The sequence below is a fragment of the Neisseria sp. P0001.S005 genome, from assembly GCF_051963715.1.
This window is the reverse complement of record NZ_JBQCTZ010000110.1, coordinates 1-11,291: the sequence shown is the minus strand read 5'-3', so window position 1 is coordinate 11,291 and position 11,291 is coordinate 1. Positions and strand designations below refer to the sequence as shown.

Below are 11,291 nucleotides of genomic sequence, written 5' to 3'. Positions count from 1 at the left end.
TTATCGGTAATCTGTTTTTTAAAGAGCGAATCGAATTATACAGTACATTTAGCAAATGTCAACTAAAATTATCGAAAATTTCAACCAACTGTGTTATACTGTCTGCTTCGTTTTCTTCACCGCGTCAGCAGCGAAGAACCGAACTATACGCCTACCAACAAAACCAGTCAACACCTTTCGCAAAATTATTTCTAGAAATTTAACCACCGCCCTGTTTTAACAGGGTTTTTATTTTATAAAAAACTCCAGCAACCTTTCTACATAATCCATACATACAAAAAAATACAAAACAAAGGCCGTCTGAAATGCTCTTTCAGACGGCCTTTTGAATTTAACCTATTATTTAATTTATATTGTTGACGCTTGTTTTTTGGTATGATGTTTCCTTGATTCTTTTATATCAGCCTCGAGTTTGCTATGTCTGTCTATACCAGCGTTTCCGACGCTCAAATGCGTGATTTCCTACTGCAATATGATTTGGGAGATTTTGTTTCTTTGCAGGGGATTGCTCAAGGAATTACTAATAGTAATTATTTTTTGACTACTTCAACCGGTCGTTATGTATTGACTGTTTTTGAGGTTTTAAGATCAGATGAACTGCCTTTCTTTTTAGAACTCAACCAGCATTTAAGTCTGAATGGTGTTGCCTGCGCTGCTCCGATTGCTCGTAAAGATGGCGGACTGCATTCTATTTTGGCCGGAAAACCGGCTTGTTTGGTTACTTGTTTGAATGGTTCAGATACCGGTTGGCCAACTAAGACTCAATGTTTTCATACCGGTGCTATGCTGGCCAAAATGCATTTAGCAGGTCAAGACTTTCCTTTAAAAATGAAAAATCCTCGTTATGATGACTGGTGGCATGATGCCTGCACCCAATTGCTACCTGTTTTAGATTCCGAGGATGCCACACTGCTTCAATCTGAAATTGCTGCTTTAGATGAAAATCTAGGAGAGCATTTGCCTTCCGGTATTATCCATGCTGATTTATTCAAGGACAACGTATTGCTTAATGGAGATGAAGTTTCCGGCTTTATCGACTTCTATTATGCATGCAACGGTAATTTTATGTACGACCTGGCAATTGCGGTTAACGATTGGGCACGAACAGCTGATAACAAATTAGACCCTGTCCTTTATGATGCCTTTATCCATGGCTATGAAAGCGTACGTCCATTATCTGATGAAGAACGCGCATATTTCCCTACTGCACAAAGAGCCGGATGTATTCGTTTTTGGGTATCGCGCCTACTTGATTTCCATTTCCCTCAATCAGGAGAAATGACGTTTATTAAAGATCCAAATGCATTTAGGGATCTGCTCTTGAGTCTTAAATAATATATAGATAAAAGGCCGTCTGAAATTCAGACGGCCTTTTATCTAATGCCCTCCCCCGCCGGAACCGCTAAACGGAGGTCTTGCCAGCCAAATAATGGGAATCATACTGATGAATATGATACTGCCTGCCAAGAAGATTTCATTTGAGCCAATAATAAAGCCTTGTTGGGAAATAGTACTATTTATCGCAGCCAGGGCTTGCTCTTTGCTCAGGCCATTGGCCATCATGCCTTGAATAGATTGGTTGCTGATTGAGGACAATGAATTAATATGTTCGGTTAGCTGAGTATGGTGCAGAGCTTCGCGCCGTTCCCACATGGTGCTGACAACGGACACTCCGACACCGCCCATAAAGACACGCAAGAAGTTAGACAGGCTACTAGCCGAGGCAATTTGATTGCCTTTCATATGCGACAAGGTGATACTGGTCAAAGGCAGGAAGAACATGGCTACGCCTAAACCCTGCCAAAACTGCGGCCAAACGACGTTGCTCATATCCATACCGGCATAGAAATCGGTTCGCCAATGGAATGTATAGGCAAACACCAAGAAGCTGGCACTGACAAATAAGCGCATATCAACGCGATTACCGAACTTACCGATAATCGGCGACAGAATAATCGGCAGGAAGCCCACCGGTGCAGCAGCCAAACCTGCCCAAGTAGCGGTATAGCCAAGATTTGATTGCAACACCAAAGGCAGCAGAGTCAATGTGCCCATATAAACCATAAAGCCCAACGATGTAGCAACAACGCCTATCGTGAAGTTTCTATTTTTAAACAATGACAAATCGACAATCGGGTATTTCTCACCCAACTCCCAAACAATAAAATATGTCAGGAACACCAAAGCGGTAACGCCCAAAACGATAATCTCTCCTGAGGCAAACCAGTCCAATTCCTTGCCCCTATCAAGCATCATTTGCAATGCGCCGACACCGACAATCATCAACACCAGCCCGACATAATCGATTGGCGCCCTAATAATTTCGGTTTCCCTGTGTCTAAGCTGTTTCCAAGCAATGGAGGCGGATAAAACCCCGATTGGGATATTGATAAAGAAAATCCATCCCCAATGCCAGTTGTCCGAAATCCAACCGCCCAAAATCGGTCCCAATACAGGGGCAACAACGACAGTCATCGCCCATAAAGCCAATGCCAATGTTCGTTTTTCGGGCGGATAGGAAGCCATCAGAAGACTTTGGGACAAGGGAATCAAAGGCCCGGCGATAAAGCCTTGCAACACTCGGAAAAAAACCAAGGCTTGAAGATTATGCGCCATACCGCACAGCCATGACGTTACGACAAAACCAATCACGGCAGCAATAAAGATTTTAACCTCGCCAAACCGCTTGGCCAAAAAGCCGGTCAGGGGGACGGAAATGGCATTGGCTACGGCAAATGAGGTAATCACCCAAGTGCCCTGCGTGGTCGCCGCACCCAAATCCCCTGCGATAACGGGCACGGCGACGTTGGCGATGGTGCTGTCCAAGACTTCCATAAATACGGCCAAGCTGAGCGCCAACGTTGCCAACACCAGCTTAAACCCTTGTAACGGCGGATAATTCATATTTTTAAACTATAAGACAACCGCCAAAGCGGTCGATTGAAGAGAATCAATATTTCAGACGGCCTGAGCCTTCAATAAAAGACTCAGGCCGTCTGAAAAGATTATTTTGCATATTGCTCGAAGATTTTATCGACTAAAGCATCGGCGGCTTTCCAATCCACACTTTCCGTTTCCGGCAAGGCAGTATTCTGTTCCGCTTCGGCAGTCATGGCTTTACCGCTGCCCTTCTCGGCAATATCGACTTTAACAGTCATCGACAAACCGACACGGAGCGGATTTTGTTGCAATTCTTTAGCATCCAAGCTGATACGCACCGGCACACGTTGAACGACTTTAATCCAGTTGCCCGTTGCATTTTGCGCCGGCAGTAATGAGAACGCACTGCCCGTACCTGCCGACAAGCCCATTACCTTGCCATGGTAAACCACTTTGCTGCCGTACAAATCGGCTGTCATTTCAACAGGCTGGCCGATTTTCATTTTGCGCAGTTGCGATTCTTTAAAGTTGGCATCCACCCACAATTCAGACAGAGGCACAACGGCCATCATCGGCGTACCTTGCACGATACGTTGGCCGACTTGGACATTTCGTTTGGCAATTTGGCCGCCGATCGGCGAACGGATTTGCGTACGCTGCAAATTCAGCCAAGCGTCTTTAATGTGGCTGATGGCCGTCTGAACTGCCGGTTGTTGGCGCAGAGGAATATTACTGCCCAACGCTGCCTGAGCAGAAACTTCTTCTGCCTCAACCGCTTTCAATGCAGCCTGAGCCTGAACCACAGCGGCGCGAGCATGGCTGAGTTCTTCACCTGAAACCGCTTCCGTACCCGCCAAAGATTCACGGCGGCGCAAATCGGCTTGCGCACGGGCCAAATCGGCTTTGCGTAACAACACTTGCGCTTTGGCTTTTGAATTGACCGCAGTTTGCTGTTTGTTTTGACGGATGGCCTGAATCAATTCATTTTGCGCACGATCGTATGCCAGCTGAAAATCGCTATCGTCCAAAGCCACCAACACATCGCCTTTTTTCACGACATCCGTATCGTCATACATGACTTTGCGAACCGTGCCGTTTACCTGCGGCGTGATCATCACCAAATGACCGGCCACATAAGCATCTTCCGTTTCTTCTTCATGCTGCCAAAACAGAAAATACGCCAAAGCAACTACGGCCGCCGTAATAAGAAATAGGAGTGTAACGATAACCAAATTACGTTTGCGATGCGTTTTAGCGCCGGAAGCGGCTACTTCCGTTTCTTTTTGGACATTATTTTTTTCTGATTGAGTATCCATAAGTCCCAACTTTAATTCTGTACATGTGATAACGATATTATTGTCTTGCCCCAGGCTGCTGGCTCCACCCTCAACCCAATACGCGCATTTAACGCGCTAAAGGGTCATATTTTATAGTTACACTCTATTCATTACAATAATTTCTTCCGGTAGCAAATGTAAATAAGGTAAGCAAAAGGCCGTCTGAAATTACTTTCAGACGGCCTACGTTTTAATAAAACGTTTATTTCTTATTTAATTTAAAGCCTCCGCCCAACTGGGCATTGAGGTTACTCCAAGCTGTCAGATATTCTGCATGGTATTGAACCGCCGACATTTTTGTACGCGCAGCCTCGTCTTGTTTTTGCAAGGCGGTCAAGCCGTTATCCAAGCCTGCACGAACACGTCCTTTCGCATTTTGCACAGATTTATCCGCGATATTGACCATCTTATTCCAAGTATCTTGTCGACTTTTCAGGCTTTGATAGTCGACTACAGCATCTGCTGCCGAACGCATGGCATTCAAAACAGTTTGGTCATACACGGCAACCTGCTCATTATACTGGGCACGTTTGCCCGCCAATTTAGACTGTAGCGCACCGGAAGTAAACAATGGCAGATTCAAAGCCGGAACGATGCCCAACATACCGGAAGTCCGTCCGCGAATCAGATTGAACGCATCAATGTGCGTCATACCTGCCAAAACTTTCAACTCGATATTTGGGTAAAACTCTGCCTCGGTCGATTTGACGATATGCCATTTCTCTTCAAGCAAGGCTTTTTGTGCCGCGATATCAGGACGGGCCGCCAGCAAATCCGCTTCAATACGGCTAACCGGCAATGACGGCACAGCCGCCATTTTTTCCGGAACCTGTCCATTTAATGCACCCGGCACTCGGCCGGTCAACACTGCCAGACTGTTGCGGATTTTCTCATTTTTCTGAGTCCATGCCGATTTTTCAAGCTGTAATTGCTGTTGCGCCATTTCCAGAGCGTGCAAGGCATCGGCAGGAGCCAGCTGCGCCTTAACGCGTTGTTGCATCAGTTTCAATGCTTTATCCGCCAGCTCTATGCGCGTATCCAGCAAAGCCAGTTGTTCTGTCGCCATCTGCCACGCAAAATATTGGGCAGCAACGGCATGAGCCAACTCGGTGCGGATGTGCTGCGCTTCATATACTGCTGCCCGGCTTTTTCCCAAAACGGCTTGAATCTGCTCTCGGTTTTTACCCCAAAAGTCAAAAACCAAGCTGCCTTGCAAGGCTGCGTTCGCCAAAACCAATGTATGGTCGGAATCAACCATACCGGCTTGAGGTTTGGGTGAAACATAGGTACCAATACCGGTTACACCCAAGCCGACTTGCGGTTTGTTTGCGGCTCCTACAACGCCCAGCTGCGCCTGAGCCTGCTCAAACCTTGCTTTGACGACACGCAGATTGGTAGATGTCTGAATGGCAGAAGCAATCAAATTGTTTAATTTTTTATCTTTCAGCTTCATCCACCAACCGTCTTGGGCAGTAGCGGCAGATTGGCCTTGCGGCAGCGGATAGGCTGTTGTCTCATCCAAAGGCGACTGTTTGCCGAACGGCGCACATGCCGCCAACAGCGAAACAGCGGCAACGCATACGCTTGATTTGACCAAACCTAATTTCATACAGACTCCGTTTATGTGTGCCTGCCGCAGACCATCAGGCCGTCTGTTGTCAATTGCCCAAACGGTTCAACAGCTTACCTAATAGGTGTTGCAGCGTATCATAATCCTCTTTCGTGAAATCTTCCCACGCTTGGCCGCTCTGACGGGCAATTTGCGGCCATACTTCGTGGATGAAGGTCTCACCCGAAGGGGTCAATTTTAGCACAATCTGACGGCGGTCTTTCTGATTGATATAACGCTCTACCCAGCCGCGCTCAACCATGTCGTCCGACAGGCGTGTTGCACTGGTGCGCGTCAAGTCCATCAGATCGCTCAAGCGCGAAGGCAGGATTTCGCTGTTTGGGCTGACGTAAACCGCCATCAGGGAAAACCACAGGTTTTCATTGATGCCGAACGCTTTCAGGTTTTCGTTCAAATGGCTGCTCAAACGTTCGGTTACAATGCGCAACATGCGGGATACTTGGTTTTGCTGCTCTGGAAACTGCGGCAGACGGGTAGAAAGCAAACGCATTGCGTTGACTAATTCGGTTTGTGAAAAACTCATAAATTCCTTCTTTCTGAGTGAATTATTTTATTCGATATCAATCAAAATAAAATATGATGTAATAATTTACTTTAAGATACCAATTACTTACTTTAAGACGTTATACTAATTCAGATGATTATTTTAGTGTATGAAAATCTGATAATCGGTTACATGATCCTACTAAACGGATTTTTCTATGCCTAAATCATGAGAATCCGACCATAAAAAAGGCCGTCTGAAACCTTGATGACAACTTTCAGACGACCTCCATAACGGATTAAAATAAGCTTTTCCACTTGTACCGGATTCAAACCATGAACACTTCCGCCTTTTTTCCCCATATCACCCTTATCGGCGTCGGTTTAATCGGCGGTTCGTTCATGCTCGACCTCAAACGCTTGGGACTGGTGCAAACCATTACCGGCATCGACACCAATGCCGACAACCTCAATTACGCACTCGAATGCGGCATCATCGACCATGCCTATCCGGATATTTGCGCCGAAAGCATCGGCAATGCCGATTTGGTTTTAATTGCCACGCCGGTCTCCGTCCTGCCTGACGTATGCCGCGACATCAAGCCCTTCTTAAAAGACACCGCATGCGTTTCCGATGTCGGCAGCACCAAACAATCGGCACTCAATGCCTTCCGCACCCACTTATCCGACCGCCTACCGCAATGTTTTGCCACCCACCCGATTGCCGGCTCGGATCAAAGCGGGGCAAAATCCGCGCGTTGCGGTTTGTTTCAAAACAGCCGCCTGATTATTACGCTACACGGCCAAGAGGCTTCAGACTGCCTAAGACGGCTGAAAAGCCTGTGGCAGGCGGTTGGTTCGCAAATTTCGACCATGAGTGCCGAAGAACACGACAATATTTTTGCCGCTGTTTCCCACTTGCCGCACTTGGCCGCCTTTGCCTATGTCCACGCTTTGGTTGACCATCCGCACGGCAAAGACTACCTCCCCTATGCCGCCACCGGCTTTCGTGACTTTACCCGCATCGCTTCCAGCCATCCTGCCGTTTGGACAGACATCTGCATGGCCAACCGCCCTGCCCTGCTCAAACTGACCGGAGATTTGAAAGAACAATTATCCAAATTGGAACAACTCCTTTCAGACGGCAACAAAACCGGGCTTTACCGCTATTTTGAAGAAGCCGCACAAATGCGTAATGACTGGCTGAAAAACCGTTAAACCTGTTTTCAGACGGCCTGACACCTTCTCAGCTAAAATCTTCATCACAATAAAAAGGGCATCTGTTTAGATGCCCTTTTAGATTTCTTACGACTTTAACGTTTCACTCAGTCTTTCAAACGGAACTCAGCCGCTCTGGCGTGCGCGGTCAAACTTTCGCCATGCGCCAACACGCTGGCGGTTTTACCCAACTTCTGCGCACCTTGTTCCGAAACCTGAATCAGACTGGAGCGTTTTTGGAAATCATATGTTCCCAAAGGAGAAGAGAAACGCGCCGTGCGGCTGGTCGGCAAAACGTGGTTGGGGCCAGCGCAATAATCGCCAAGGCTTTCACTGGTATAGCGCCCCATGAAAATCGCACCTGCATGGCGGATTTTTTTCGCCCACGCTTGCGGATTTTCGACCGACAGTTCCAAGTGCTCTGGAGAAATATAGTTGGCGATTTCGCAGGCTTCGTCCAAATCTTTAGCCAAAATCATTGCACCGCGATTGCCCAATGAAGCTTCAATAATCGCACGGCGCGGCATGGTTTCAATCAAACGGTTCATGGCAGTCTGAACTTCGTCCAAATACGCTTGAGAAGTACCGATCAAAATCGCTTGTGCAATTTCATCGTGTTCCGCCTGACTGAACAAATCCATGGCCACCCAATCGGCAGGCGTCGTACCATCGGCAATCACCAAAATTTCAGACGGCCCTGCCACCATATCGATACCGACCACGCCGAACACGCGTCGTTTGGCCGCAGCGACAAAAGCATTACCCGGGCCGGTAATCTTATCGACTTGAGGCACAGATTCCGTACCATAAGCCAAAGCCGCAACCGCCTGAGCGCCGCCGACCGTAAACACTTTGGTTACACCAGCCACAAAAGCAGCCGCCAACACAATATCGTTGCGCTCGCCTTTCGGAGTGGGAACGACCATAATGATTTCTTTCACGCCGGCAACGTGGGCAGGCATGGCGTTCATGATGACGGAACTCGGATAAGCAGCTTTACCGCCCGGAACATAAATACCGACACGGTCAAGCGGCGTAATTTGTTGACCCAAAAGCGTGCCGTCTTCATCTTCGTAAGTCCACGACTCCATTTTTTGGTGTTTATGGTAGCTTTCCACCCGTCTCGCGGCCGTTTTCAAGGCCGTCTGAATGTTTTCAGGCAAACGCTCAAACGCAGACTGCAAATCGTCTTGCGTCAGGATTAAATCGTCAATGGTTTGCGCGGATGTACCGTCAAAGCGGTTGGTGTATTCAATCAGCGCCGCATCGCCGCGTTTTTGAACATCGGCGCAGATGTCGGCAACAATACGGTCGATTTCAGGGTTTTGCGCGGTTTCAAAAGCGAGTAACGCTTTGAGTTCGGCTTGAAAATCAGGGGATTGGGTGTCGAGTTTCTTCATGGTTTGCTCTCTTCCTTGTTTCTATATCTCTACGAAAATCCTACCTAGTTATTCTTTGATCACGTTTTGGCACTTTTCATCCCAGTATACCTTCCATCTGCCATGTTTTTTAGCAAAATAGACCGTAAATCCATTATTTACATAATCAGCAAGATATTGAAGATTAGGCGGATTTTCCTCACAACTTAATATCCAAGGATGAAAGTAAAAGGTTTTTTCCCACCTCTTCTGAGTATAACCTAGATCCTTCGCATACTGTGGGATAGGCTTCTGCATCTCGCTTTCCAAATAGGACTGAATGACATTGTCAAAACTATTTAAATGAGCTAATAGTTGCTGAAACTGATCTTCCTCCTCAATTTTGAAAGCTCCTATTAACTCAAATTCTGCAAAGTCTACAGAAAAGTCAAATAATGTGATTTTACCATCCTCAACACAGCGACCCTCTTCATCAACACGATAACAAGTTCCAGACTTCAACACTCGCTCAAAATCTAGATCCGCAAAGCGATTACGGGGAAGTATTGACTCACACTCTTGAGATTTTTGGGATTTTTTACTAAATAACCGCTTAAATATCTGAAGCATCGCATCTCTCTATTCTTCCTCAACAACATCAGCTATGAAGTCATTTCTGTTTATCCCAAGCACTTAAACCGATTGGAATAGACCTACTTAACCAGCGCAACTGAGAATTATTTTTATGTATTTCTTTTCCAGTTCTTATGTTTAGACGGCCTCAGCCACACACAGGCCGTCTGAACATTATCTTTTCAAAAAACCTTTTTTCTGCAAAAACGCCAACATATGCGGCCGTACAGGATTGCCCAAGGTTTTGGCCAGCGATTCCTTCCAAGGTATCGGGCTACCCTTGCGTAACTCATAATAATCCGCCACTGCCTGATTATAGGCTTCAACCGCCTCGGCATTCAGGCTCGGACAGGCGTTTTCGGCATACACCATTTCCTTAGGTAGGCGCGGTTTGAGCGGCGGGTCTTGATCGGGATAACCGAGGCACAACCCCACCAAAGGCACGCAATAATCCGGCAGATTCAATACGTCCGACACTTTTTGCGCATTATTGCGCAACGCGCCGATATACACGCCGCCCAGCCCAAGCGATTCGGCGGCAAGCAATACGTTTTGCGCCATAATGCCTGCATCGACCGAGCCAATCAGGGTTACCTCCGCCCAATCAATTTGCGCATCGGGAAACATTGCCTTGTGTTTAGAGAAATCGATGCAAAACAATAAAAATTCCGCACAATGGACAATATAAGGTGCGCTTCCTGCCGCTTCATATATCCCCTGCCTCAGCGCAAGGTCGGATACGCGGATGATGGAAACGCATTGCAGATTGTTGGAAGTCGAAGCCTGTTGTCCGGCGCGAACCAGCGTATCGAGGATTTCATCGGTAATCGGTTCGGAAGTAAACCTGCGGATGGAACGATGGGAAAGAATCGTATCGAGTGTCGGTTTGCTTTGCATCATGACGGGGCTTTCAAACTGGGTTGGCAGACAGGTTTTGCCAAAAACTTTTCAGACGGCCTTAGCGGCATTTTCAAATGCCTGAATAATCGGATTCAACAGCGCATATTTGGTTTTCAAGGCCGCTTTGTTGACCACCAAGCGACTGGAAATATCAGCCACATGTTCCACAGCTTCCAAACCATTGGCCTTTAACGTATTGCCGCTGGAAACCAAATCGACAATCGCGTCGCTCAGACCGACCAAAGGCGCAAGCTCCATCGAGCCGTACAGTTTGATGATGTCCACATGCACGCCCTTATCGGCAAAGTGTTCGGCGGCGATGTCGGGATATTTAGTGGCAATCCGCAAGCGGCTGCCGGGTTTGGAAGCGGCGGCGTAATCAAAACCTTTTTTAACTGCAACCATCATGCGGCATGAAGCGATGTGCAAATCCAAAGGTTGATACAGGCCATCTCCGCCATGCTCAATCAGCACGTCCTTACCGGCAATACCGAAATCCGCCGCACCATATTGAACATAAGTCGGCACGTCGGTCGCGCGCACAATTACCAAACGGATATTGTCATGATTCGTACCAATAATCAGCTTGCGCGACTTTTCCGGCTCTTCTGCAGGCACAATACCGGCGGCGGCCAACAGCGGCAGGGTTTCCTCAAAAATTCGCCCCTTGGATAAAGCAATCGTTAAAAGTGTGTCGGTCATTTTGTTCTTCTCCTTTGCCGTATCATAAAGCAAGAAGGCCGTCTGAAATCCACAACCCATTTCAGACGGCCTCAACTACGGTTTTACAATAAAGTTTTCACATCAGCCGCAATCGTTTCCGGCTCGCTGCCATAAGGCGAGAAAATCGCC

The 11,291-nt window shown here is 47.3% G+C and carries 10 protein-coding genes and 1 pseudogene; 2 read left to right on the top strand and 9 right to left on the bottom strand.

Annotated features, from left to right (window positions below; all coding sequences use genetic code 11):
* Positions 1-417 precede the first annotated feature (417 nt).
* Positions 418-1,335, top strand: coding sequence for a homoserine kinase (gene thrB / locus ACTHSP_RS12940; protein WP_314513475.1), 918 nt, complete (start codon positions 418-420; stop codon positions 1,333-1,335).
* 42 nt (positions 1,336-1,377) lie between these two features.
* Here the strand turns inward: thrB and ACTHSP_RS12935 are convergent, their stop codons facing one another.
* The 4 genes from ACTHSP_RS12935 to ACTHSP_RS12920 form a co-directional block, all read right to left on the bottom strand.
* Positions 1,378-2,904 carry a DHA2 family efflux MFS transporter permease subunit gene (locus ACTHSP_RS12935; protein WP_314513477.1) on the bottom strand — a complete coding sequence of 509 codons (1,527 nt, stop codon included), beginning with the start codon at positions 2,902-2,904 and terminating at the stop codon, positions 1,378-1,380.
* Positions 2,905-3,005: 101 nt separating this feature from the next.
* Positions 3,006-4,196, bottom strand: coding sequence for an HlyD family secretion protein (locus ACTHSP_RS12930; RefSeq protein ID WP_314513479.1), 1,191 nt, complete (start codon positions 4,194-4,196; stop codon positions 3,006-3,008).
* Positions 4,197-4,419: 223 nt separating this feature from the next.
* The gene (locus tag ACTHSP_RS12925) at positions 4,420-5,826 is read right to left on the bottom strand and encodes an efflux transporter outer membrane subunit (RefSeq protein WP_314513481.1); all 1,407 of its coding nucleotides are present in this window, start codon (positions 5,824-5,826) and stop codon (positions 4,420-4,422) included.
* A 49-nt stretch (positions 5,827-5,875) separates the two neighbouring features.
* Positions 5,876-6,370 (bottom strand): MarR family transcriptional regulator, encoded by a 495-nt coding sequence (locus ACTHSP_RS12920; protein WP_004521040.1) that lies wholly within the window; start codon positions 6,368-6,370, stop codon positions 5,876-5,878.
* A 296-nt stretch (positions 6,371-6,666) separates the two neighbouring features.
* Between ACTHSP_RS12920 and ACTHSP_RS12915 the strand changes: the two genes are divergently transcribed.
* Entirely contained in the window at positions 6,667-7,548 is an 882-nt protein-coding gene (locus ACTHSP_RS12915; RefSeq protein ID WP_314513482.1) for a prephenate dehydrogenase, read from the top strand.
* 107 nt (positions 7,549-7,655) lie between these two features.
* On the opposite strand, the gene hisD is transcribed toward ACTHSP_RS12915, so the two are convergent.
* The 5 genes and pseudogenes from hisD to ACTHSP_RS12890 all read right to left on the bottom strand — a co-directional run.
* Positions 7,656-8,948, bottom strand: a complete 1,293-nt coding sequence (gene hisD / locus ACTHSP_RS12910) for a histidinol dehydrogenase (RefSeq protein ID WP_440346225.1) — start codon at positions 8,946-8,948, stop codon at positions 7,656-7,658.
* Between the two features lie 48 nt (positions 8,949-8,996).
* Positions 8,997-9,536, bottom strand: a complete 540-nt coding sequence (locus ACTHSP_RS12905) for a hypothetical protein (RefSeq protein ID WP_314513484.1) — start codon at positions 9,534-9,536, stop codon at positions 8,997-8,999.
* A gap of 177 nt (positions 9,537-9,713) precedes the next feature.
* Positions 9,714-10,439 (bottom strand): oxygen-insensitive NADPH nitroreductase, encoded by a 726-nt coding sequence (gene nfsA, locus ACTHSP_RS12900; RefSeq protein ID WP_314513485.1) that lies wholly within the window; start codon positions 10,437-10,439, stop codon positions 9,714-9,716.
* 48 nt (positions 10,440-10,487) lie between these two features.
* Positions 10,488-11,141, bottom strand: coding sequence for an ATP phosphoribosyltransferase (gene hisG / locus ACTHSP_RS12895; RefSeq protein WP_036473098.1), 654 nt, complete (start codon positions 11,139-11,141; stop codon positions 10,488-10,490).
* 83 nt (positions 11,142-11,224) lie between these two features.
* Positions 11,225-11,291, bottom strand: a pseudogene (locus ACTHSP_RS12890) (SCO family protein); the annotation flags it as partial.

What these genes read in the sequence shown, in the direction of transcription:
- ACTHSP_RS12915 (WP_314513482.1), top strand. Translation starts at nt 6,667, where the DNA reads ATGAACACTTCCGCCTTTTTTCCCCATATCACCCTTATCGGCGTCGGT.
- hisG (WP_036473098.1), bottom strand. Translation starts at nt 11,141, where the DNA reads ATGACCGACACACTTTTAACGATTGCTTTATCCAAGGGGCGAATTTTT.
- hisD (WP_440346225.1), bottom strand. Translation starts at nt 8,948, where the DNA reads ATGAAGAAACTCGACACCCAATCCCCTGATTTTCAAGCCGAACTCAAA.
- ACTHSP_RS12930 (WP_314513479.1), bottom strand. Translation starts at nt 4,196, where the DNA reads ATGGATACTCAATCAGAAAAAAATAATGTCCAAAAAGAAACGGAAGTA.
- nfsA (WP_314513485.1), bottom strand. Translation starts at nt 10,439, where the DNA reads ATGATGCAAAGCAAACCGACACTCGATACGATTCTTTCCCATCGTTCC.
- ACTHSP_RS12925 (WP_314513481.1), bottom strand. Translation starts at nt 5,826, where the DNA reads ATGAAATTAGGTTTGGTCAAATCAAGCGTATGCGTTGCCGCTGTTTCG.
- thrB (WP_314513475.1), top strand. Translation starts at nt 418, where the DNA reads ATGTCTGTCTATACCAGCGTTTCCGACGCTCAAATGCGTGATTTCCTA.
- ACTHSP_RS12920 (WP_004521040.1), bottom strand. Translation starts at nt 6,370, where the DNA reads ATGAGTTTTTCACAAACCGAATTAGTCAACGCAATGCGTTTGCTTTCT.
- ACTHSP_RS12935 (WP_314513477.1), bottom strand. Translation starts at nt 2,904, where the DNA reads ATGAATTATCCGCCGTTACAAGGGTTTAAGCTGGTGTTGGCAACGTTG.
- ACTHSP_RS12905 (WP_314513484.1), bottom strand. Translation starts at nt 9,536, where the DNA reads ATGCTTCAGATATTTAAGCGGTTATTTAGTAAAAAATCCCAAAAATCT.